The 21,026-nt window shown below is 72.6% G+C and carries 23 protein-coding genes; 13 read left to right on the forward strand and 10 right to left on the reverse strand.

Going from position 1 to position 21,026, the window contains the following annotated elements; all coding sequences use genetic code 11:
* The first annotated feature begins 186 nt into the window (after positions 1 to 186).
* Together AB0C35_RS03790 and AB0C35_RS03795 are read left to right on the forward strand one after the other, a co-directional pair.
* On the forward strand, positions 187 to 1,365 hold the full coding sequence (locus AB0C35_RS03790) for a cysteine desulfurase family protein (RefSeq protein ID WP_358450152.1): 1,179 nt from the start codon (positions 187 to 189) through the stop codon (positions 1,363 to 1,365).
* Positions 1,362 to 1,682: a sulfurtransferase TusA family protein gene (locus AB0C35_RS03795; RefSeq protein WP_358450154.1), complete on the forward strand. Its 321-nt coding sequence runs from the start codon at positions 1,362 to 1,364 to the stop codon at positions 1,680 to 1,682. Before AB0C35_RS03790 ends, AB0C35_RS03795 begins: the two co-directional genes overlap by 4 nt.
* Positions 1,683 to 1,787: 105 nt before the next feature.
* Here AB0C35_RS03795 and AB0C35_RS03800 read toward each other — a convergent pair whose 3' ends face one another.
* A complete protein-coding gene (locus AB0C35_RS03800; RefSeq protein WP_358450156.1) occupies positions 1,788 to 2,774 on the reverse strand; it encodes a carbohydrate kinase family protein in 987 nt (328 codons plus the stop codon).
* 161 nt (positions 2,775 to 2,935) lie between these two features.
* Entirely contained in the window at positions 2,936 to 3,298 is a 363-nt protein-coding gene (locus AB0C35_RS03805; protein ID WP_358450158.1) for an iron-sulfur cluster assembly accessory protein, read from the reverse strand.
* A gap of 239 nt (positions 3,299 to 3,537) precedes the next feature.
* Between AB0C35_RS03805 and nadA the strand changes: the two genes are divergently transcribed.
* Complete coding sequence (nadA, locus tag AB0C35_RS03810; RefSeq protein ID WP_358450160.1) at positions 3,538 to 4,692, forward strand: quinolinate synthase NadA; 1,155 nt, start codon at positions 3,538 to 3,540, stop codon at positions 4,690 to 4,692.
* A 30-nt stretch (positions 4,693 to 4,722) separates the two neighbouring features.
* Here the strand turns inward: nadA and AB0C35_RS03815 are convergent, their stop codons facing one another.
* The 6 genes from AB0C35_RS03815 to AB0C35_RS03840 all read right to left on the reverse strand — a co-directional run bounded on the left by AB0C35_RS03815 (position 4,723) and on the right by AB0C35_RS03840 (position 9,003).
* Entirely contained in the window at positions 4,723 to 5,322 is a 600-nt protein-coding gene (locus AB0C35_RS03815) for a hypothetical protein (RefSeq protein WP_358450162.1), read from the reverse strand.
* 1 nt (position 5,323) lies between these two features.
* Positions 5,324 to 6,238 (reverse strand): M48 family metalloprotease, encoded by a 915-nt coding sequence (locus tag AB0C35_RS03820; RefSeq protein ID WP_358450164.1) that lies wholly within the window; start codon positions 6,236 to 6,238, stop codon positions 5,324 to 5,326.
* Positions 6,239 to 6,323: 85 nt separating this feature from the next.
* On the reverse strand, positions 6,324 to 6,893 hold the full coding sequence (locus AB0C35_RS03825) for a hypothetical protein (RefSeq protein ID WP_358450166.1): 570 nt from the start codon (positions 6,891 to 6,893) through the stop codon (positions 6,324 to 6,326).
* A 3-nt stretch (positions 6,894 to 6,896) separates the two neighbouring features.
* Positions 6,897 to 7,814: a zinc metalloprotease HtpX gene (htpX, locus tag AB0C35_RS03830; RefSeq protein ID WP_358450168.1), complete on the reverse strand. Its 918-nt coding sequence runs from the start codon at positions 7,812 to 7,814 to the stop codon at positions 6,897 to 6,899.
* Between the two features lie 110 nt (positions 7,815 to 7,924).
* The gene (locus tag AB0C35_RS03835) at positions 7,925 to 8,203 is read right to left on the reverse strand and encodes a hypothetical protein (RefSeq protein ID WP_358450170.1); all 279 of its coding nucleotides are present in this window, start codon (positions 8,201 to 8,203) and stop codon (positions 7,925 to 7,927) included.
* Positions 8,200 to 9,003 (reverse strand): PspA/IM30 family protein, encoded by an 804-nt coding sequence (locus AB0C35_RS03840; RefSeq protein WP_358450172.1) that lies wholly within the window; start codon positions 9,001 to 9,003, stop codon positions 8,200 to 8,202. The genes AB0C35_RS03835 and AB0C35_RS03840 overlap by 4 nt, the downstream gene beginning before the upstream one ends.
* A 133-nt stretch (positions 9,004 to 9,136) precedes the next feature.
* Here AB0C35_RS03840 and AB0C35_RS03845 point away from each other — a divergent pair, with 133 nt between their 5' ends.
* Both AB0C35_RS03845 and AB0C35_RS03850 read left to right on the forward strand, forming a co-directional pair.
* The gene (locus AB0C35_RS03845) at positions 9,137 to 9,712 is read left to right on the forward strand and encodes a DUF3043 domain-containing protein (protein ID WP_358450174.1); all 576 of its coding nucleotides are present in this window, start codon (positions 9,137 to 9,139) and stop codon (positions 9,710 to 9,712) included.
* Between the two features lie 102 nt (positions 9,713 to 9,814).
* Positions 9,815 to 10,816, forward strand: a complete 1,002-nt coding sequence (locus AB0C35_RS03850; RefSeq protein ID WP_358450176.1) for an aldo/keto reductase family protein — start codon at positions 9,815 to 9,817, stop codon at positions 10,814 to 10,816.
* A 71-nt stretch (positions 10,817 to 10,887) separates the two neighbouring features.
* Here the strand turns inward: AB0C35_RS03850 and AB0C35_RS03855 are convergent, their stop codons facing one another.
* On the reverse strand, positions 10,888 to 11,085 hold the full coding sequence (locus AB0C35_RS03855; protein WP_358450178.1) for a hypothetical protein: 198 nt from the start codon (positions 11,083 to 11,085) through the stop codon (positions 10,888 to 10,890).
* Positions 11,086 to 11,138: 53 nt separating this feature from the next.
* Positions 11,139 to 12,038 carry a thioredoxin domain-containing protein gene (locus AB0C35_RS03860; protein ID WP_358450180.1) on the reverse strand — a complete coding sequence of 300 codons (900 nt, stop codon included), beginning with the start codon at positions 12,036 to 12,038 and terminating at the stop codon, positions 11,139 to 11,141.
* 65 nt (positions 12,039 to 12,103) lie between these two features.
* On the opposite strand from AB0C35_RS03860, the gene AB0C35_RS03865 reads away from it, so the two are divergent.
* The 8 genes from AB0C35_RS03865 to lipB all read left to right on the forward strand — a co-directional run bounded on the left by AB0C35_RS03865 (position 12,104) and on the right by lipB (position 21,026).
* The gene (locus tag AB0C35_RS03865; RefSeq protein WP_358450182.1) at positions 12,104 to 13,048 is read left to right on the forward strand and encodes a bifunctional adenosylcobinamide kinase/adenosylcobinamide-phosphate guanylyltransferase; all 945 of its coding nucleotides are present in this window, start codon (positions 12,104 to 12,106) and stop codon (positions 13,046 to 13,048) included.
* On the forward strand, positions 13,045 to 13,812 hold the full coding sequence (locus tag AB0C35_RS03870; protein ID WP_358450184.1) for an adenosylcobinamide-GDP ribazoletransferase: 768 nt from the start codon (positions 13,045 to 13,047) through the stop codon (positions 13,810 to 13,812). The genes AB0C35_RS03865 and AB0C35_RS03870 overlap by 4 nt, the downstream gene beginning before the upstream one ends.
* 70 nt (positions 13,813 to 13,882) lie before the next feature.
* On the forward strand, positions 13,883 to 15,373 hold the full coding sequence (locus AB0C35_RS03875; RefSeq protein ID WP_358450186.1) for a leucyl aminopeptidase: 1,491 nt from the start codon (positions 13,883 to 13,885) through the stop codon (positions 15,371 to 15,373).
* 135 nt (positions 15,374 to 15,508) lie between these two features.
* A complete protein-coding gene (lpdA, locus tag AB0C35_RS03880) occupies positions 15,509 to 16,903 on the forward strand; it encodes a dihydrolipoyl dehydrogenase (protein WP_358450188.1) in 1,395 nt (464 codons plus the stop codon).
* Between the two features lie 35 nt (positions 16,904 to 16,938).
* The gene (sucB, locus tag AB0C35_RS03885) at positions 16,939 to 18,423 is read left to right on the forward strand and encodes a 2-oxoglutarate dehydrogenase, E2 component, dihydrolipoamide succinyltransferase (protein WP_358450190.1); all 1,485 of its coding nucleotides are present in this window, start codon (positions 16,939 to 16,941) and stop codon (positions 18,421 to 18,423) included.
* Positions 18,424 to 18,572: 149 nt separating this feature from the next.
* Positions 18,573 to 19,460 carry a TIGR01777 family oxidoreductase gene (locus tag AB0C35_RS03890; protein ID WP_358450192.1) on the forward strand — a complete coding sequence of 296 codons (888 nt, stop codon included), beginning with the start codon at positions 18,573 to 18,575 and terminating at the stop codon, positions 19,458 to 19,460.
* A gap of 85 nt (positions 19,461 to 19,545) precedes the next feature.
* On the forward strand, positions 19,546 to 20,283 hold the full coding sequence (locus tag AB0C35_RS03895) for a peptidase E (protein WP_358450194.1): 738 nt from the start codon (positions 19,546 to 19,548) through the stop codon (positions 20,281 to 20,283).
* 50 nt (positions 20,284 to 20,333) lie between these two features.
* Positions 20,334 to 21,026, forward strand: coding sequence for a lipoyl(octanoyl) transferase LipB (gene lipB, locus AB0C35_RS03900; protein ID WP_358450196.1), 693 nt, complete (start codon positions 20,334 to 20,336; stop codon positions 21,024 to 21,026).

The following is a 21,026-nucleotide window of genomic DNA, read 5'->3' on the forward strand; positions in this document are numbered from 1 at the left end:
TTTCAATGCGCGGCGACTGCGCACAGGCGTACGCCGCTCCCTAGAGCGGGTCGGACTCACGGAATGCCTTCCCCACGGATGAAGCCCGGCCTGCCGGGCGGAGAGATCAGTTGTTACACGTGTGGTGGACACACTAGCGCTAGGGTCGCCCGACCCCCCGATCGGGTGCCCGGTTAGTGTTTGCGCGTGGCCGATCCCAGCGCACAGGTCGCCTACTTCGACGCCGCGTCCACCGAGCCGCCGCACCCGGCCGCCCGGTCGGCGCTGCTGGAAGCCCTGGACGCCGCCTGGGCGGACCCCGCCCGCCTCTACGGGCCGGCCCGGAGCACCCGCGTCCTGCTCGACCGCGCCCGCGCGCGTGTGGCCGCGGTCCTCGGCGCCCGCCCGGACGAGGTGTCGTTCACGTCATCGGGAACCCAGGCGGTGCATCTGGCGGTCCTCGGGGGCCTCCGGGCGCGTCGCCGGGTCGGCCGGCATCTGGTGGTCGGCGCCGTGGAGCACTCCAGCGTGCTGCACGCCGCGGAGGCGCACGAGCGCGACGGCGGCGAGGTGACGATCGTCGGCGTCGGCCGCACGGGCCGCGTCGACCCGGAGGAGTTCGCCGCCGCGCTGCGCCCGGACACCGCGCTCGCGTGCCTGCAGTCGGCCAACCACGAGGTCGGCACCGTCCAGCCCGTCGCCGAGGCCGCCGCGGCGTGCCGCGCGGCCGGGGTGCCGCTGTTCGTCGACGCCGCGCAGTCCCTCGGCCGGGACGACGTCCCGTCCGGCTGGTCGTTCCTCGCCGGGAGCGCCCACAAGTGGGGCGGCCCCGCCGGCGTCGGCGTGTTCGCCGTCCGCAAGGGCACCCGGTGGCGCTCCCCGCTGCCGGACGACGAGCGGGAGCGGCGCCGCGTCCCCGGGTTCGAGAACGTCCCCGGCATCGTGGCGGCGGCCGCGGCGCTGGAGGCGTACCGTGCGGACATGGCGGCCGACGCGCCCCGCGTCTCCGCGCTCGTGGACCGCATCCGCTCCGAGGTCCCGCGGACGGTCCCCGACGTCGAGGTGGTGGGCGACCCGGTCCGGCGGCTGCCGCACCTGGTGACGTTCTCGTGCCTGTACGTGGAGGGCGAGGCGCTGCTGACCGAACTCGACCGGCTGGGTTTCGCGGTTTCGTCCGGTAGCTCGTGCACGGCGGATACGCTGCGTCCCAGTCACGTGCTGGAGGCGATGGGAGTGATTACCCACGGGAACGTGCGGGTATCGCTGCCGCGTGGCGTCGGCTCGGCGGACGTCGACCGGTTCCTCGCCGAGCTTCCGGGCGCCGTCGCCCGCCTCCGCGGGGCGGCGATGAACACGTTCGAGACAGGGAGGCGGTCGCGCCCATGAGGTTCCGAGGCCGCACCAAGGGCGGGACGTCCCCCGGCGACGCGTCGCCGTCCCCCGCCGAGTCCCCTCCCGCGCCGGCCGGTCCGCCGCCCGTGCTCGTCATCGACGCGCTCGGCCGCAAATGCCCGATCCCGATCATCATGCTGGCCGAGCGGATCCGGGAGGTCCCGGTCGGGCAGGTCGTCGCCGTCCTCGCCGACGACGCCGCCGCCCGCACCGACGTCCCCGCCTGGTGCCGCATGAAGTCGCAGGACTTCGTCTGGGAGGAGACCCTCCAGCAGGGCGGCTGGGGCTTCCACATCCGGCGCACCTACTAGGGCGCACGTACTGGGACGCACGTACTGGGGAGCACCGGCGAGAACGCCGGAAGACACTGAGGGCCGCGCCGGGGGGCGCGGCCCTTTGACGTGGGGTATGTGCGGCTACGGGTTGGGGCAGGTGATGTGGGGGGCGATCTCGTCGGCGGCGGCGGAGCCGTAGGCGGCGGAGAAGCGGTCGAGGAACGCCTGCCGGGACAGGGTGTACTCCTGCGGACCGGCGGCTTCGAGGGCGTGCGCGGCGATGGCGTTGCCGACCTGCGCGGCGCGTTCGAGCGGGAGCCCCCAGGCGGTGGCCGTCAGGAAGCCGGCGCGGAAGGCGTCGCCGACACCGGTCGGGTCGACGATGTCGTCGACCTGGAGGCAGGGGACGTGCACGCCCTCCTCGCCCTCGCGGTCGATGACGACGCCCTTGGCGCCGAGCGTGGTGATGCGGACGCCGACGCGGGAGAGGATCTCCTCGCCGCTCCAGCCCGTCTTCTCCTCGGCGAGGGCCTTCTCGTACTCGTTGGTGAACAGGTACGCGGCGCCGTCGATGAGGCGGCGGACGTCGGGGCCGTCCATGCGGGCGAGCTGCTGGGACGGGTCCGCGGCGAACGGGATGGCGCGGGTGCGGCACTCGTCGGTGTGCCGGAGCATCGCGTCGGGGTCGTTGGGGCTGACGACGACGAGGTCGAGGCCGCCGACGCGGTCGGCGACGGGCTTGAGCTCGATGGAGCGGGCCTCGCTCATCGCGCCGGCGTAGAACGTGGCGATCTGGTTCTGTTCCTGGTCGGTGGTGCACAGGAACCGGGCGGTGTGGTGGATCTCGGACACGTGCACGGACGCGGTGTCGACCGCGTGCCGTTCGAGCCAGGAGCGGTAGTCGGCGAAGTCGTCGCCGACCGAGCCGACGAGGATCGAGGCCTTGCCGAGGCTGCCCATGCCGAAGCAGATGTTGGCGGCGATCCCGCCCCGGCGTATCTCCAGCTCGTCCACCAGGAAGGACAGCGACACCCGGGCGAGCTGGTCGGGCAGGAGCTGGTCGGTGAATCTCCCGGGGAAGGTCATCAGATGGTCGGTCGCGATGGAGCCTGTCACGGCGATGCGCACGGAGTCGCTCTCCTCGTCGTGGTCGTCCGGCTGTTCACCGGCTGTTTCGAACCCGGCAAGAGTACTTCCCCATCGCCCGGTAGATCACCGCCGGAGGGTCGCGGGCAACCGGAAAGAGGCGGCCGGGCTAGGTGTCCCGGCCGCCTCTCGCTCGGCTTCGCTCAGTTGAAGGAGTCGCCGCAGGCGCACGAGCCGCCCGCGTTCGGGTTGTCGATCGTGAAGCCCTGCTTCTCGATCGAGTCGACGAAGTCGATGACGGCGCCGCCGAGGTAGGGGGCGCTCATCCGGTCGACGCGCACGGCCAGGCCGTCGAAGTCCTGGATCTGGTCGCCGTCCTGCTCCCGCTCGTCGAAGAAGAGCTGGTAGATCAGGCCGGAGCAGCCGCCCGGCTGCACGGCGACACGCAGCGCAAGGTCATCGCGGCCCTCCTGCTCGAGCAGGCCCCTGGCCTTCTCGGCGGCGGCGTCGGTGAGGACGACGCCCTGCTGCGTGGTCTCCTGCGTGGTCTCGCCTGAAACCGTCATGTGTGTCAGCTCCCGGGTCTCGCTGCGCCGCGCGAGGCGGCGGACTGTCGCTTGTCCTCGAGGACGTCGTACGCCTCTTCCCGTAGGACAACGTACCTCGCCACATGGCCATTCCGCTCCTCGGCCATGTTTAACGCCAGGGGACGGTGCGTTCTACGTCACATCACGGCCGGGCCGTGGATGTGCCATCATTAGTCGTCAAAGCGACGATAAGCCCTCCGTCGCGAAGGGAGACCGCCGTGACCACCCCGGTAAGTGACCTTCCGCTGCTGCTGCTCGGCAGCGGCGCCGACCCCGCCACCGAACGCGGCGTCGACTGCCCCGGCGAGCTGCCGCCGGCCTCCGACCCGGCGCTGGTCGAGCGGGCCCGCGCCGCCAAGGCCGCCCTCGGCGAGAAGGTCTTCGTGCTCGGCCACCACTACCAGCGCGACGAGGTGATCCAGTTCGCCGACGTCACCGGCGACTCGTTCAAGCTGGCCCAGAAGGCGGCGGCCCGCCCCGATGCGCCCTACATCGTGTTCTGCGGCGTCCACTTCATGGCGGAGTCGGCCGACATCCTCACCGCCGGCCACCAGCGGGTCATCCTTCCCGACCTCGGCGCCGGCTGCTCGATGGCCGACATGGCCACCTTCGACCAGGTCGAGGAGTGCTGGGACGTCCTGGAGGACGCCGGTGTCGCCGACGACGTGGTCCCGGTCACGTACATGAACTCCTCGGCGGACATCAAGGCGTTCGTCGGGCGGCACGGCGGCGTGGTGTGCACCTCGTCCAACGCCAAGCGCGCCCTGGACTGGGCCTACGCCAGGGGAAAGAAGGTCCTGTTCCTGCCCGACCAGCACCTCGGCCGCAACACCGCCGTCCTGGACATGGGCTTCTCGCTGGACGACTGCGTCGTCTACAGCCCGCACCGCCGCGAGGGCGGCCTGGCCCCGCAGCAGCTCCGCGACGCCAAGATGATCCTCTGGCGCGGCCACTGCTCGGTGCACGGCCGGTTCACCACGGAGGCGGTGGACGAGGTCAGGAAGCGCGTCCCCGGCGTGAACGTCCTGGTGCACCCGGAGTGCCGGCACGAGGTCGTCACGGCCGCGGACCAGATCGGCTCGACCGAGTACATCATCAAGACGATCGAGGCCGCCGAGCCCGGCTCGTCCTGGGCCATCGGCACCGAACTGAACCTCGTCCGGCGGCTGGCGAACGCCCACCCGGACAAGAACGTCATGTTCCTCGACAAGGCCGTCTGCTACTGCTCGACGATGAACCGCATCGACCTGCCGCACCTCGTGCTGTCACTGGAGTCGCTGGTTCGCGGCGACGTGGAGAACGTCATCGAGGTGGACGAGGAGACGGCGCACCACGCCCGCGCGGCCCTCGACCGGATGCTCGCCCTTCCCTGACGAGTCCCTGACGAGGGGCGTGAGGGCGGGTCACAGGCCGGGGGCGTCCCAGACGGGGAACCACCGGCCGGTGTCCGGCTCCATGGCCAGCTCACCGGCGAGCGCGTCGCGGACGCGCATCTCCACCGTGTTGTTGCGGCGGCGGCGCGCCCCCGGCTCGCCGGGCGGGCGGGGAGCGAACGGGTAGAACGTCCCCCGGCCGGGCGAATGGACCAGCAGAAGCCGCTGCGGCTCGTCCCCCCGGCGGAAACCGGCGACCGAGCACAGCAGGTAGGGCCCGTACCCGGCGCCGGTCAGCGTGGAGCCGACCATGTGCAGGTCGGCGATCAGCCGGTCGAACGCGTCCGGCGGGCGGGTCACGTGCGCCCATCCCCAGCCGTGCGGGCCGGCGCTCAGGCCCGTCTCGCGGGTCCCGTCGCCGCGCAGCAGCCGGACGACGTCCCGCTGCGCACTGCCGAACGCGCCGAACGGCCCGCCCTCGACGAGGCGGTGGCAGACCGCGCCGGTGCCGTCCGGGGCGAAGCCCGTCGCGGCCTCGAGCGCCGGCGCGGCGGCGGGCAGGTCGAACAGCCGGTCCAGGTCGGGCAGGCCGGGCGCGGGACGGCCGAGCAGCCCGTCCAGGATCCCCATGTCAGCCGCCGCCCGTGAGCCGCCAGGAGATGGCCGACAACCGTTCCCTGCGCCGCTCCAGGGGCGGATGGCTGGACAGCAGGCCGTCCACGCCGCCGCTCGCCCCGACCACGCACAGGGCGCTCACCGGCCGCAGCGCGCGCAGATCGCGCGGGGACGCGTCCCGCAGCCCGTCACTGATCTTGCCGAGCGCGGACGCGAGATCGGTGGGACGCCCGGTCAGCAGCGCGCCCGTGGAGTCGGCGCACAGTTCCCGGTGCCGCGACAGCGCGAGCCCGACCAGCGTGCCGACGCCGTGCAGCACCGCCGCCGCCACCCCGAGCGGCAGCAGGACCACCCCGCCGGCCATGGCCGCGGCGCGTCCGGCGCCGTACCTGTCGCGGCCGGTGATGAGGCCCGTCCACCAGCCGAGGAACAGGCCGGCGCACAGGCCGGGGAACGCGGCGATCGCCCCGACGAGCACGTCCCGGTTGGCGACGTGCGCGGTCTCGTGGGCGAGGACGGCGGCGAGCTCGGCCGGTTCGAGGCGGGCGCGCAGCCCGTCGGTGACGCACACCACCGCTGAGCCGGGGCCCGACCCGGCGGCGAACGCGTTGGGCATGTCGAGGGCGGAGACGGCGAGGCGGGGCTTGGGCAGGCCGGACGACATGCACAGCCGGTCCAGGACGGCGTGCAGCTCCGGCTCCTCGTCGGCGGCCACCAGGCGGGCGTCCATCGCGTACAGGGCCAGCCGGTCCGCCGACCGCACCGAGACGACCGCGATGGCCACCGCCACGGCCGCCGCGGCCGCGCCCCAGACCGGACCGGCCAGGAACGCGGGCAGCACGGCGGCCGTGTACACGAGCGCGACCAGGACGGCCGTGGCGAGCATCCGCCAGGTCAGCCCAGAGTCGGGTGCGTCACGGGAGGGCGCCATGGCCCGACGCTAGAGCGGCTTCGGGTGACGGTAAGCGTCTCATGACACAAATCCAGGTCACGAGCCGGTGACGACTTGCCGTGGATCACAGGCCGGGCGCGCCCCAGACCGGGAACCAGCGGCCGAGATCGTCCTCGAACGGCAGGTCGGCGCCGACCGCGCCGCGCACCTGCAGTTCCAGCGCGTTGTCGCGTTTGTCGCCCGGGAGGGGGGCGAACGGGTAGAACGTCCCGCGCTTGTAGAGGTACACGAGCGCGAGGCGCTGCCCGTCGGGGCCGCGGAATCCGGCGAGGGAGCACAGCAGATGCGGGCCGAACCCGCCGGACTCCAGCGTCGCGTTCACCGCGTGCAGGTCGGTGACGAGGTCGGGCAGCTCCTCCGGCCGGTGCGTGGCGAGCAGCCACGTGTAGCCGTAGGTGTCGGTGCTGACCTCGACCGAGGGGCCCTCGTCGGCGTCGAGCAGTTCCCGGACGTCGCTCTGCAGCCGCGCGAACGCGCCGCCCTCCGCGGCGCGGAAACACACCGAGCCGAGCCCGGTCGGGGTGAACCCCGTCGCCGCCTCCAGCGTGAGGGCGGCCGTCGACAGCCCGAACAGCCGGTCGAGGTCGGGTTTGACCGGCTTGGACCGGCCGAGCAGCGTGTCCAGGAAACCCACGGATCAGACTCCCCTGCTGAGCTGGTCGGAGATCTTCGAGAGCTGGGCGAGCCGCTTGTCCAGCGTCGGGTGGGTGGAGAACAGCGACGAGACGCTGAAGCCCTTGCCGAACGCCGGGGTGAAGAAGAACGCGTTGAACGCCTGCGCGGACCGCAGGTCCTTCGTCGGGATGCGCGCGATCTCCCCGTGCACCTTGGTCAGCGCGCTGGCCAGGGCCGAGGGACGGCCGGTCAGCAGCGCGGCGGCCCGGTCGGCCGACAGTTCGCGGTAGCGCGACAGCGCCCGGGTGAGCATGAAGCTGATCGCGTAGGCCAGGGCGCTCGCCCCGACCACGGCCAGCAGGATCAGCCCGGTGTTCTGGTCGTTGCTGCGGCGCCCGAAGCCGCCCCACAGGCCGAAGTGCAGGCCGAACCGGGTGATCATGCCGGCGCAGATGCCGAGGAACGAGGCGATCGTCATGACCGCGACGTCCTTGTGGGCGACGTGCGCCATCTCGTGGGCGAGCACGCCCTCCAGTTCGACGGGGTCGAGCCGGCGCAGCAGCCCCGTGGTGACGCAGACGACGGCCTTCTTCTGGTTGCGGCCGGTGGCGAACGCGTTCGGCACGTCGGTGTCGGCGATCGCCACCCTCGGCTTGGGGGCGTCCGACATCGCGCAGATCCGGTCGATGACGCCGTGCAGTTCGGGCGCCTCCTCCGGGGAGACGACCCGGCCGTGCATGGCGAACAGCGTCATCTTGTCGGAGAAGAAGTACTGGGCGAGCAGGAACAGGCCCGCCACGGCCAGCGCGACAAAGGCCCATTCAGGCACGAAGACGAAGAAAGCCCCCACGAAGACGACGTAGACCAGCCCCAGCAGGAACATCGTCACGAGCATTCGCGACGTCAGCCCCCGGTCGGAGGCATAACGCGTTCTGGCCATGCGGCCACCCCCTGTGGTTCCCCGATTCGTTATTCACTTGTCATAACGCGTGAAACCACGGTTTTGTGCCCGACTGTCCAATTCAGACGGCCCCGCGGGGTCTCACGCGCTCAGTCGGGAATCAGCCCCTCGTCCCCCAGCATCGAACGCACCTCGTCGATGTGCGCGTCCGCCGGGGGGAGGATCAGCTCGGACGGCGCCAGGCTGTCCGGCGGAAGAGGCTTGCCCACCTTGCGGACGTTCTCCAGCAGCGCGTTCAGCGCGGAGCGGAAGCTCGTCTCGTCGCCCGACTCGATCGCCGACTCGAGTTCGGCGTCGAGCGTGTTCAGTGCGGACAGCTCCTCGTCCGCCACGTCGAGCTGGCCCTCCCCCATCAGGCGGACGATCACTGGGCACCCCCGGGATTGTTCGGCCACTGGGCCTGCTGGGGGGAGTCCTGCTGCTGCGGCTGCGCGGTCGGCGTGCCCTGGTTGAGCTCCTTGGGCGCCGGACCTTGGCCGAGTTCGGCCTTGAGCCGCTCCAGCTCCATGTCGACGCCGGGGCCGGAGCCCATCCGGTCGAGCTCGGCCTGGATGTCGTCCTTCGGACCGGAGAAGTCCTCCAGGGCGCCGGAGGCCAGCAGCTCGTCGATCGCGCCGGCGCGCGCCTTCATGGTGTCGGTCTTCTCCTCGGCGCGCTGGATCGCCAGCCCCACGTCGCCCATCTCCTCGGAGATGCCGGAGAACGCCTCGTTGATCTTCGTCTGCGCCTCGGCGGCGGTGTAGGTCGCCTTGATCGTCTCCTTGCGGGTCCGGAAGGAGTCGACCTTGGCCTGCAGCCGCTGCGAGGCGAGCGTGAGCTTCTCCTCCTCGCCCTGCAGCTGCTGGTACTGGGCGCGCAGGTCGTTCAGCTGGCCCTCCAGCCCGGACCTGCGGGTCAGGGCCTCGCGGGCGAGGTCCTCGCGGCCCACCTGCAGCGCCTTCTTGCCCTGGTCGGTCAGCTTGCCCTGCTGCTGTTCCAATTGGTTGATCTGCAGCTCGAGACGCTTGCGCGAGGTGGCGACGTCGGCGACCCCGCGACGGACCTTCTGCAGCATCTCCAGCTGTCGCTGGTAGGAGTAATCGAGGGTCTCGCGAGGATCCTCGGCCCGGTCAAGCGCCTTGTTGGCCTTGGCCTTGAAGATCATCGACATTCGTTTCATCACGCTCATCGCGCGGCGCCGGTCCCTTCGTGCTGTCGCCTCAGTCGCAAACTGGGCTCAATGACCACTGCTGGGGTTCTTATCACCCTACGCGTTAACGCGCGAGGCAGCCACGATGTTCGCAGCCCGGTAGGCTGATCCCGTGTTCAAGCGTCGTACCCAGGAGGCCCCGGCGAATCCTCCTCAGGTAGTAAAGCCGGGAGGCAAGGGCCGCCCCACGCCCAAGCGCGCGGAGGCCGAGAAGCGGCGCCGGCAGCCGATCACCGCCCCGGCCACCCGCAAGGAGGCCTACAAGAAGCTGCGGGAGAAGCAGGCCGCCGACCGCGCCAAGGTCCGCGCGGGCATGGCCAAGGGCAGCGAGGAGCACCTGCTCAAGCGGGACAAGGGCCCCGTGCGCAAGCTCGCCCGCAACTACGTCGACTCGCGCCGCACGGTCGGCTCCTACCTGATGTACGGCATGTTCGCGATCGTGCTGCTGAGCATGCTCCCGATCCCCGTCGCGCGGCTGCTGGTGCTGTTCGCGCCGCCGGTGCTGCTCCTGGCGGTGTTCGCCGAGGGCATCATGCTGAGCCGCGGCATCAAGAGGCTGGCCGCCGAGCGCTACCCCGAAGAGAACGCCAAGGGCGTCGGGATGTACGCGGCAATGCGCGCCATGCAGATCCGCCGGCTGCGCATCCCGAACCCGCAACTGAAGGTCGGCGAGAAGGAGAGGGTCTGACCGGACGGCTCGCGACGCCGTCCGGAACCAGTCCCCCCGGTCTGCCCTGTGTGCGGCTTCCGCCATGGGATTCTCGATCAACGGCGGGCTAGGGTCGGGGCCATGGAGTTCCGAAACCTGGGCCGGAGCGGTCTGAAGATCAGCGAGATCGCGTACGGCAACTGGCTCACCCACGGCTCCCAGGTCGAGGAGGACGCGGCGCGCGCATGCGTGCGTGCGGCCCTCGACGAGGGGATCACCACCTTCGACACCGCGGACGTCTACGCCGGGACGCGCGCCGAGGAGGTCCTCGGACGCGCGCTCAAGGGGCAGCGCCGCGAGGGGCTGGAGATCTTCACCAAGGTCTACTGGCCCACCGGCCCCGGCAGGAACGACCGGGGGCTGTCCCGCAAGCACATCATGGAGTCGATCAACGGCTCGCTGCGCCGTCTCGGGACCGACTACGTGGACCTCTACCAGGCCCACCGGTTCGACTACGAGTCGCCGCTGGAGGAGACGCTGCGGGCGTTCGACGACCTCGTCCGGCAGGGCAAGGTCCTCTACGTCGGGGTGTCGGAGTGGCGCGCCGACCAGATCGAGAGCGCCCTCAAGATCGCCGACGAGATGGGCTTCGACCGGATCATCTCCAGCCAGCCGCAGTACTCGATGCTGTGGCGGGTCATCGAGGAGGAGATCGTTCCGCTGTGCGAGCAGGAGGGCATCGGCCAGATCGTCTGGTCGCCGATCGCGCAGGGCGTCCTGACCGGCAAGTACAAGCCGGGGCGGCCGCTGCCCGAGGGGTCGCGCGCCACCGACGACAAGGGCGGCGCCGACATGATCAAGCGCTACCTGGACGACGACCTGCTGACCCGCGTCCAGGACCTGGAGCCGATCGCGGCCGACCTCGGGCTGTCGATGGCGCAGCTCGCCATCGCCTGGACGCTGCAGAACCCGAACGTGGCGGCGGCGATCGTGGGCGCGAGCCGCCCCGAGCAGGTCGCCGACAACGCGAAGGCCGCCGGGGTTCAGCTGGACGGCGACGTGATGAAGCGGATCGACGACATCCTCGACCCGGTCGTCATCCGCGACCCGGGCAAGACCGTCAGCCCCCGCCGGCGCCCCTGATCGGCCCGCCGGACACGGACGCGAAGGGCCGCGGAGCCTCCAGCCCCGCGGCCCGGCCGCGCATCCAGGTGTCACTCAGGGTCGTGCAGACTCATCTCGTAGACCAGAGACTCGCCGTCCAGCAAGGCCACCTTGTCGACCTCGTCGGCGCGCAGCCCCCGCCAGTTCTCCCCCAGCCAGCTCTCCGCGTCCGCCTGGGTGGAGAAGGTCTCCTCCGACATGCCGACCGTGCGCCCGTCGGCCTTCTCCAAACGCCAGCTCCACGCCATCGCGTTCGACCTCCCTCGTCGCGGTGAGACTAGCCGCGCCGTGCCCGCTCGGCTCACGACGCGGCCTCGATGGCGCGGCGCATCGCCTCCGGGCTCTCGATCTCGGACGAGCTGAGCGTGCGGCCGTTCACCTGGACGCTCGGCGTGCCCCGGACGCCGGACGATATGTAGCCCTTGCTGACCGTCTTCACGCTCTCGGCGTAGCGCTGCTCCTTGACGCACGACGAGAAGTCGCCGTCGGCCGTCACGAGGTCCGCCGCGTAAACGAGGAGGCTCTCCGTCGAGTATCCCGGCGTGTTGAGGCTCGCCGGCTGGTGGGCGTACAGGGCGTCCTGGTACGACAGCCAGCGGGCGCCGTCGCCGACGCAGCGCAGCGCGGACGCCGCCCGGAGGGAGTTGCCGTACGCAGGCTGGGTGCTCTGGCCGAAGATGACCATCGGGCGGAACACGACCTTGGCCTGTCCGGAGACCGCCAGCTCCTTGAGCATGGGGTCGTTCTTGCGGTCGAAATCGCCGCAGTGCGGGCAGGCGAAGTCCTCGTAGACCTCGACGACCGGTGACGTGACTCCCGGACGGGCCATGGCCAGGGCGCCGTCGGGGAGCGGCGTGGCCTCCGCGCCACCGGCGATCTTTCCGACCGTCAGCTCGACATCGCCACCGCCACCGCCGCCGCCGTCGTCACCCTGGACGACCAAGACGGCGGCCACGACCAGCACCACGACCAGCACCAGGCCGCCGGCGGCCAGCGCGATCACCAGACCGGCGGCGCCGCCCTTGCCCCGGGGAGGGGGCGGCGGCCCGAACGGGCCGGGCGGGCCGGGCTGCCAGCCGGAGCCTCCCGGCGGCGGGCCACCGGGAGGCGGGCCGCCGGGCGGGCCGGGCGGGGGCCCGTAGGGCGGTTGCGCTCCCGGGCCCGGCGAGCCCGGCCATGGTGCGTTCGGGGGATTGCCCACCGGGGCCTCCTAGACGGGGGACGTCGTGATCCTTCCAGGAGCGTAATCGTAGAGTTCCGGGCACGATGAACATCGAGCTTCGCGGCATCGCCGCCCCGGAGGGCTGGCCCGCACCGGGGTGCCGCTGCGCGTCCTGCAACCGGCTGCGCGCCGCCGGCGTCCGGTACGAACCGGCCAGTGTCGTCATCGACGGCGTACCGCTGGAGGCCTGCCCGCGGACTGACGTGCCCGGCGGATTCGAGGTTCGCGCCCCGCACGGGCAGCGGGCGCTGGTGGCGGCCGGGCCGGGGGCCAGGCCGGAGCCCTCCGCCGGGGCCGAGTACGACGCCGTCCTGCTGGACCTGGCCGGTTCCCCGGAACACCTCGGCCACCTTCGCCGCACCGGAGCGGCGACGTCCAGGACGGAGGTGGTGGCGATCCACGTGGACCACCGCATCTCGTCACCGGCCGAACTGGAACGCCGTATGGCCTTCTGGAACCGCCCCCGGCACGGCCCGCACCGGACCCTTCTTCTGGGCGGGGCGCGGTCGGGCAAGTCCGCCGAGGCGGAACTCCGCCTGGCCGCCTGCCCCGATGTGCTCTACGCCGCGACCGGGCCGGTCAGCGACGACGACCCGGAATGGAGGGAACGCGTCGCCGCCCACCGGCTCCGCCGTCCCGCGTGGTGGCGCACCGTCGAAACGACCGACCTGGTGGACGTCCTGGAGTCCGAGACGGGCGCGGTCCTGGTGGACGGCATCGGCACTTGGCTCACCGCGGCGATCGACGAGGCCGCCGCATGGGACGACCCCGCCCTGGCACAGCCGTCCCTGGACGATCTGGTCACTGCGTGGCGCGGCACGCGGGCGCGCGTGGTCGCCGTGAGCGACGAGGTCGGCCTGTCGCTGGTGCCGGCGACGCCGTCCGGACGGGCGTTCCGCGACATGCTCGGCCGCCTCAACCAGCGGCTCGCGGCCGAGTCCGAGGAGACGGCGCTGGTCGTGGCGGGCCGCGTCACGGAGCTCGGATGATCGCCGGTCTGCGGCTGGCCGTCACGCTGCTCACGGTCGTCCCGCTCGGGACGGACCGGGTCGACCGGGGCACCGCCCGCGCGGCCATGCTGCTCGCCCCGGCGGCCGGCCTGATCACCGGCGGCGCCGCCGCGCTGGTCCTGCTGGCGGGCGGCCTGCTCGGCCTGCCCGTTCTCCCGGCGGCGGCCCTCGCGGTGGCCGCCACGGCGGCCGTCACCCGGGCCCTGCACCTGGACGGCCTGGCCGACCTCGCCGACGGGCTGGGCAGCGGTCGTCCCGCCGCGGAGGCCATGGCGATCATGAAGCGGTCCGACATCGGCCCGTTCGGCGTCGTCACCCTGCTGCTGACCCTGCTGATCCAGGTCACCGCCCTGGCCGCTGCGCCGCATCCCGCCGTCGCCGTGCTCATCGCGGCGGTCGCCGGCCGGCTGGCGCTCCCCTGGGCCTGCCGCACCGGTGTCCCCTCCGCCCGCCCCGGCGGCCTCGGCGCCCTCGTGGCCGGCACGGTGCCCGTCCGCGCCGCGGCGGCCTCCACGGCCGCGGTCCTCGCCGGCGCCGCGGCCGCCGGGACGGCCGCCGGGGGTCTCGGCGGGGCGCTCCACGCCCTCGCGGCGGTGGCCGCAGCCCTGGTCGCGGCCCTGCTCCTGCTCCGCCACGCCGTGCGCCGCCTGGGCGGTGTGACCGGCGACGTCCTTGGCGCCCTGGTCGAGATCGCGGGCACGACCGCCTTGATCGTCCTGGCCGCCGTCCCGCCGGGCGGCTGAGCCCCAGGGCCGGGCAACGCTTGATCCAAAAGGACGAAACCGGTCACCGGGACGACTAACATCGTGCTACGTGACGACCATCAGCCTTGACAGCGCAGCCCTGGCCAGCATCGACGTCGACGCGATCGTGATCGGCGTCGCCCCCGCCGAGACGGGCCCCGCGCCTGCCGCCGGCGCCGAGGACCTCGACCGCGCGCTGGACGGGCGGCTGACGGAGGCGCTGGGCGCGCTGGGCGCCACCGGCAAGGCCGGGGAGATCACCAAGCTGCCCGCGCTCGGCGCCGTCACCGCCAAGGTCATCGTCGCCGCCGGGCTGGGCGAGGCGCCCACCGCCGAGGACGTGCGCCGCGCCGCCGGAGCCGCCGTCCGCTCCCTCGCGGGCACCGCCAGGGTCGCCGTCGCGCTGCCCGGCGGGTCCGCCGAGGACGTCGAGGCCGTCGCGCTGGGCGCGCTGCTCGGCGCCTACTCCTTCGACTCCTACCGCACCGGCGACGAGCACAAGAGCCCGGTCGAGGAGATCCGCCTGGTCTCCGCCGCGGCGGAGGACGGCGGCGCGGAGGCGGCCGTGGAGCGCGCGCGGACCCTCGCCGCCTCGGTCAAGCTGGTCCGCGACCTAGTCAACACCCCGCCGTCCCACCTGACCCCCGAGGACCTCGCCGGCGAGGCCGAGCGGGTCGCCGGGGAGACCGGCCTGTCCATCGAGGTGCTGGACGAGAAGGGCCTCGTCGAAGGCGGCTACGGCGGCATCGCGGGCGTCGGGCAGGGCTCGGTCAACCCGCCGCGGCTCGTCCGCCTCTCCTACACGCACCCGGAGGCGTCCAAGACCCTCGCCCTGGTCGGCAAGGGCATCACGTTCGACTCCGGCGGCCTGTCCCTCAAGCCCGCAGAGGCCATGGACTGGATGAAGTCCGACATGGGCGGCGCGGCGGCGGTGCTCGGCGCGCTGTCGGCCATCGCCGCGCTCGGCCCCGCGGTCAACGTGGTCGGTTACCTGGCCATCGCGGAGAACATGCCGAGCGGCACCGCCCAGCGACCGTCCGACGTCCTGCGCATCTACGGCGGCAAGACCGTCGAGGTCCTCAACACCGACGCCGAGGGACGCCTCGTCCTGGCCGACGCCCTCGTCCGCGCGGGCGAGGACTCCCCCGACCTGATCGTGGACGTGGCCACGCTGACCGGCGCGCAACTCGTCGCGCTCGGCACCCGGACCACCGGGGTCATGGCCAACGACGACGACGTCCGTGAGAAGGTGGTCGCGGCGGCCGAGCGCGCCGGGGAACCGTCGTGGGGCATGCCCCTTCCGGCGGAGCTGCGCAAGGGCCTCGACTCGGCGGTCGCCGACATCGCCAACATCAGCGGAGAGCGGTGGGGCGGCATGCTCGTCGCCGGGACCTTCCTCAAGGAGTTCGTGCCGGACGGCGTCAAGTGGGCCCACCTCGACATCGCCGGACCGTCCTTCAACAAGGGCGAGCCCTACGGCTACACCCCGAAGGGCGGCACGGGCGCCGCGGCCCGGACGCTCGTCCAGATCGCCGAGGACGTCGCCGCGGGAATTCTGTAGGGGGCCTGCCCGCTTTCCGGGTGGAGAACAGAATAGATTTTCTCGTGGCGGTGGGGGCCCGGAACCCGGTGCGCCCCGCCCCGCCCAGGGCGCCCCGAACCACGCGGCGCCACAACCGGGGAAAGGGAGCGACCAGTGGCCAACAGCGGCCCCTTCGACATCGTCGTCCTAGGTGCCGGCAGCGGCGGTTACGCGTGCGCGCTGCGCGCCGCCGAGCTCGGCAAGTCCGTCGCGCTCATCGAGCGGGACGAGTCCCTCGGCGGGACATGCCTCAACCGCGGCTGCATCCCCACCAAGGCGCTGCTGCACGCGGCAGAGGTGGCGGACCAGTCGCGCGAAGCCGCGACGTTCGGTGTGAAGACCACATTCGAGGGCATCGACGTCGCCGGCGTGAACGCCTACAAGGACAAGGTCGTCACGACGACCGTGAAGGGCCTCACCGGGCTGATCAAGGCCCGGGGCATCGAGGTCGTGCACGGCGCCGGGCGGCTCACCGGCCCGACCACGGTCGAGGTCACCACCGCCGACGGGCAGGCCCGGACGATCGAGGGACGGCACCTCGTACTCGGCACCGGATCGGAGCCGAAGACCCTGCCCGGCCTGGAGATCGACGGCGAGCGGATCATCTCCAGCGACCACGCGCTGCGGCTCGACCGCGTCCCGGGCTCGGTCGTCATCCTCGGCGGCGGCGTGATCGGCGTCGAGTTCGCCAGCGTCTGGCGCTCGTTCGGGGCCGAGGTCACCGTCGTGGAGGCTCTCCCGCATCTGCTGCCGCTTGAGGAGGAGTCCAGCTCCAAGCGGCTGGAGCGCGCGTTCCGCAAGCGCGGCATCAAGTTCGAGACCGGCACCCGCTTCGAGAGCGTCAAGACGACGCAGGGCGGCATCGCCGTCACCCTTGAGGGCGGCAAGACGGTCGACGCCGAGCTGCTGCTGGTGGCGGTGGGCCGCGCCCCGGTCTCCGACGGGATCGGCCTGGCCGAGGCCGGCGTCGAGACCGAGCGCGGGTTCGTCAAGGTCGACGAGTACTGCCGGACGAACGTCCCCACGATCTCGGCGGTCGGGGACCTGATCCCGTCGCCGCAGCTCGCCCACGTCGGCTTCGCCGAGGGAATCCTCGTCGCCGAGCGGCTCGCGGGCCTCACCCCGCCGCCGATCGACTACGACGGCGTCCCCCGCATCACCTACTCGGCTCCCGAGGTGGCCTCGGTCGGCATCACCTCCGCCGTGGCCAGGGAACGCGGCTACGAGATCAAGGAGGTCACCTACGACCTCGCGGGCAACCCCAAGAGCAAGATCCTGGGGACGCAGGGCGAGGTGAAGGTGATCGCGGCCGTGGACGGTCCCGTCCTCGGTCTCCACATGGTCGGCGCCCGCGTCGGCGAGCTCATCGCGGAGGGCCAGCTCATCTACAACTGGGAGGCCCTGCCGGGCGAGGTCGCCCAGCTGATCCACCCCCACCCGACCCAGTCCGAGGCGGTCGGCGAGGCACTTCTCGCCCTCGCCGGCAAACCACTGCACGTGCACGGCTGAACGCCGCACAAGTATTCCGAAGGAGTCGCTGAGACATGCCGGTCTCCGTCACCATGCCCCAGCTCGGCGAGAGCGTCACCGAGGGCACCGTCACCCGCTGGCTCAAGAAGGAGGGCGAGCGCGTCGAGACCGACGAGCCGCTCCTGGAAGTGTCGACCGACAAGGTCGACACCGAGATCCCGTCGCCCGCCTCGGGCGTCCTGACCAGCATCACCGTCGCCGAGGACGAGACCGTCGAGGTCGGCGCCGAACTGGCCGTCATCGGGGACGAGGGCGAGGCGCCGTCCGGCGGCGGCGCCCCCGCCGCCGGGGAGCAGGAGGCCCCGGCGCCGCAGGCCCCCGCCGAGGACGCGCCCGCCGCGCAGCAGGCCCCGCCGCCCGCCGCCTGGCCGCCGCCCGCGCAGGAGCAGCCGCCCGCGCCGCCGACCCCGGCGCCCGCCCCGGCCCAGCAGGCCCCGCCGCCCGCCGCGCCGCAGCCGGCCCCGGCGGCGCAGCAGCCGTCCGCGCCCGCCCCGGCGGGTGCGCCGGCCGGTGAGGGCCCGTACGTCACGCCGCTGGTGCGCAAGCTCGCCGCCGAGCACAGCGTGGACCTGTCCACGGTCAAGGGCACCGGCGTCGGCGGCCGCATCCGCAAGCAGGACGTCCTGGAGGCGGCCCGCGCCGCGCAGGAGGCGGCCCGGCAGGCGCCCCCGGCACCGGCTCCGGCTCCGGCCGCGGCACCGGCCGCTCCGCAGGTCCCCGGCGGCCGGCACGCCGCACCGGCGCCCGCCGGCGCCCCCGCCGAGCAGCTCGCGCTGCGCGGCCGCACCGAGAAGATGTCGCGCATGCGGCAGACGATCGCGCGCCGCATGGTGGAGTCGCTGCAGGTCTCCGCGCAGCTCACCACCGTCGTCGAGGTGGACATCACCAAGATCGCGCGGCTGCGGGAGCAGGCCAAGGCCGACTTCCAGGCCCGCGAGGGCGTCAAGCTGTCGTTCCTGCCGTTCTTCGCGATGGCGACGGTCGAGGCGCTCAAGGCGCACCCGAAGATGAACGCGCTCATCAACGGTGAGACCAACGAGGTCACCTACCACGAGGTGGAGAACCTCAGCATCGCGGTGGACGTGCCAGAGCGGGGCCTGATGGTCCCGGTCGTGCACAACGCGGGCCAGCTCAACCTGGGCGGTCTCGCGCAGCGCATCGCCGACCTCGCCGAGCGCACCCGCGCCGGCAAGGTGAGCCCGGACGAGCTGGCAGGCGGCACGTTCACGCTGACCAACACCGGCAGCCGAGGCGCGCTGTTCGACACCCCGATCCTCAACCAGCCGCAGGTCGGCATGCTCGGCACCGGCGCCGTCGTCAAGCGTCCCGCCGTCATCGACGACCCGGACCTGGGCGAGGTCATCGCGGTGCGCTCGATGGTCTACCTGGCGCTGACCTACGACCACCGGCTGATCGACGGCGCGGACGCCGCGCGCTTCCTCGCCACGATCAAGCACCGCCTGGAGGAGGGCAACTTCGAGGCCGACCTCGGCCTCTGACCGTTCCCCGCGGACCCCGGTCCGCCCGACGACCCGGGACCCCGCCGCGCCACCGGCCGGCGGGGTCCCGGCGCGTGGGGGTCCGTGAAAACCCGGGACCGGCTGAGAATCTCAGCATTCGGTGGCGTCGTCCGCCTAGGGTGGAGGACATGAGGGTCACCGTCACGGGCTCGTCGGGCCTCATCGGCTCGGCGCTGGTGCAGTCGCTGCGGGAGGACGGACACGACGTGGTCCGGCTGATACGGCGGGAGCCGTCCGGACCCGGCGAGGCCCGCTGGTCCCCCGCCGACGGGTGCGTCGAGGCGGCGGCGCTGGACGGCACGGACGCGGTGGTGCACCTGGCGGGCGCCGGGATCGGCGCCCGGCCGTGGACGAAGGCGTACAAGCGGAAGATCAGGGACAGCCGGGTGATCGGCACCCGGACGATCGCGGAGGCGATCGCGGCGGCCGGGCCGAGGCCGCCGGTGCTGGTCTGCGGGTCCGCGATCGGGTTCTACGGCGACACCGGGGGCCGGGAGGTCGACGAGAAGGACCCCGCGGGGCGCGGCTTCCTGGCGAACCTCGTCCGCGACTGGGAGGCCGCCGCGGCGCCCGCGAAGGAGGCGGGCGTCCGGGTCGTCCACCCGCGCACGGGCGTCGTCCTCACCCGCGAGGGCGGGATGCTGGGCCGCACGCTGCCGCTGTTCCGGTTCGGGCTGGGCGGCAGGCTCGGCACGGGCGGGCAGTGGATGAGCTGGATCTCCATGGCCGACCAGATCGCGGCGCTGCGGTTCCTCATCGACCACGAGATCGCCGGGCCGGTCAACCTGACCGCGCCGAACCCGGTGACCAACGAGACCTACGCGAGGACGCTCGGCCGTCTCCTGCACCGCCCGACGCGGCTGACCGTCCCCGCGTTCGCGCTGCGGGCGGCGCTGCGCGAGTTCGCCGGCGAGGGGCCGCTGGTCAGCCAGCGGGTTCTGCCGCGGCGGCTGGAGGAGGCCGGGTTCCGGTTCGCGCACCAGGACCTCGACTCCGCTCTGCGCGCCGTCCTGTGAGTCCCAAGAAACGTCAAAGTCCCGGCCGATCCCGTTCGGTAGCCATACGGTGACATTGAGACAGCTTGGCCAAAGAGGAGGGTGAATGAGCACCGACGGACAGCCGCACATCCTCGCGATCGGCGGGGGCACCTTCGTGCCCGACGGCCGGGAGGGGCTCGAACCGAGCCCGCTGCTGCGCTACGCGTTCGACCTGACCGGCCAGGACCGGCCGAGAGTCTGCTTCATGACGACGGCGATGGGCGACGGCGACCAGTACATCGCGCGCTCCTACGCCGCGTTCTCCTCGATGGACGCCGAGGTCAGCCATCTGGCGCTGTTCCCGATGCCGAACGTCGCCGACGTCCGCGCGCACCTGCTCACCCAGGACCTCATCTACGTGTCCGGTGGCAGCGTGGCGAACCTGCTGGCCCTGTGGCGGCTGCACGGTCTCGACGAGATCCTGCGGGAGGCATGGCAGGAGGGCGTGGTGCTGTCGGGGCAGAGCGCGGGCGCGCTGTGCTGGCACGTCGGCGGCAACACCGACTCGTTCGGCCCGCAGCTCCGCCCGCTGACCGACGGCCTGGGCTTCCTGCCGTTCTCGTGCGGCGTGCACTACGACAGCGACCCGCAGCGCCGCCCGCTGCTGCAGCAGCTCGTCGGCGAGGGGACCCTGCCCGGCGGGTACGCGGCCGACGAGTCCGTGGCGCTGCACTACGTGGGCACCGAGTTCGTCCAGGCCGTCTCGTACCGGCGCGAGGCCGGCGCCTACCGCGTCGAGCCGGACGGGCCGGGGACGGCGAAGGAGCACCGGCTGGAGCCCCGCCTGCTCGCCGCCCTCTGAAGTCCCGCCGCCCGCGAGGACGGCCGCCGTGAAGGCTTAAGCTTGCTCGTGTGAGCGATGTGGACGTACGCGAGCTGGTGGTGGTGCACGCGGGGTTCGGCACGGCGGCCGTCCCCTACGAGGACGGGTGGGAGCTGCAGAAGCGCACCCACGCGCTGCGGGTGGACGACGCCATCGCCGACACCGTCCTGCTGCTGGAGCATCAGCCGGTCTACACGGCGGGCAAGCGCACCGAGCCGCTCGACCGCCCCTTCGGCGACCCGGGCGCCCCGGTCATCGACGTCGACCGCGGCGGCAAGATCACCTGGCATGGTCCGGGGCAGCTCACCGGCTACCCGATCGTCCGGCTGCCCGACCCGAAGGACGTGGTCGGGTACGTGCGGCTGCTGGAGCGGATGATGATGGACGTCTGCGCCGAACTCGGCCTGGAGACCGTCACCGTCGAGGGGCACAGCGGCCTGTGGGTGCCCGGGTCCCCGAACCGCAAGATCGGCTCCATCGGGATCCGGGTGGCGCGGGGCGTGACGATGCACGGGTTCATGCTCAACTGCGACAACGACATGGGCTGGTTCGACAAGATCGTCCCCTGCGGGATCCGGGACGTCGGGTCGACCAGCCTCAGCCGCGAACTCGGCCGGGACGTCCCGGTCGCCGGGGTCGTCCCGCTGGTCGAGCGGCACCTGTCCGCGGCGCTCGGCGCGGCGGAGACGCTCCACCGCACCACGGCACAGCTCGGAGTCTGA

The organism is Spirillospora sp. NPDC048819 (assembly GCF_040650055.1).
Classification (GTDB): Bacteria; Actinomycetota; Actinomycetes; order Streptosporangiales; family Streptosporangiaceae; genus Spirillospora.

Bases quoted from the DNA above. Each gene is read 5' to 3' on its own strand.
- AB0C35_RS03895 (WP_358450194.1), top strand. From the start codon at position 19,546: ATGAGCACCGACGGACAGCCGCACATCCTCGCGATCGGCGGGGGCACC.
- AB0C35_RS03820 (WP_358450164.1), bottom strand. From the start codon at position 6,238: ATGGCGCCCTCCCGTGACGCACCCGACTCTGGGCTGACCTGGCGGATG.
- AB0C35_RS03795 (WP_358450154.1), top strand. From the start codon at position 1,362: ATGAGGTTCCGAGGCCGCACCAAGGGCGGGACGTCCCCCGGCGACGCG.
- AB0C35_RS03805 (WP_358450158.1), bottom strand. From the start codon at position 3,298: ATGACGGTTTCAGGCGAGACCACGCAGGAGACCACGCAGCAGGGCGTC.
- htpX (WP_358450168.1), bottom strand. From the start codon at position 7,814: ATGGCCAGAACGCGTTATGCCTCCGACCGGGGGCTGACGTCGCGAATG.
- AB0C35_RS03865 (WP_358450182.1), top strand. From the start codon at position 12,104: ATGAACATCGAGCTTCGCGGCATCGCCGCCCCGGAGGGCTGGCCCGCA.
- sucB (WP_358450190.1), top strand. From the start codon at position 16,939: ATGCCGGTCTCCGTCACCATGCCCCAGCTCGGCGAGAGCGTCACCGAG.
- AB0C35_RS03855 (WP_358450178.1), bottom strand. From the start codon at position 11,085: ATGGCGTGGAGCTGGCGTTTGGAGAAGGCCGACGGGCGCACGGTCGGC.
- AB0C35_RS03840 (WP_358450172.1), bottom strand. From the start codon at position 9,003: ATGAGCGTGATGAAACGAATGTCGATGATCTTCAAGGCCAAGGCCAAC.
- AB0C35_RS03890 (WP_358450192.1), top strand. From the start codon at position 18,573: ATGAGGGTCACCGTCACGGGCTCGTCGGGCCTCATCGGCTCGGCGCTG.
- AB0C35_RS03850 (WP_358450176.1), top strand. From the start codon at position 9,815: ATGGAGTTCCGAAACCTGGGCCGGAGCGGTCTGAAGATCAGCGAGATC.
- AB0C35_RS03870 (WP_358450184.1), top strand. From the start codon at position 13,045: ATGATCGCCGGTCTGCGGCTGGCCGTCACGCTGCTCACGGTCGTCCCG.
- AB0C35_RS03815 (WP_358450162.1), bottom strand. From the start codon at position 5,322: ATGGGGATCCTGGACGGGCTGCTCGGCCGTCCCGCGCCCGGCCTGCCC.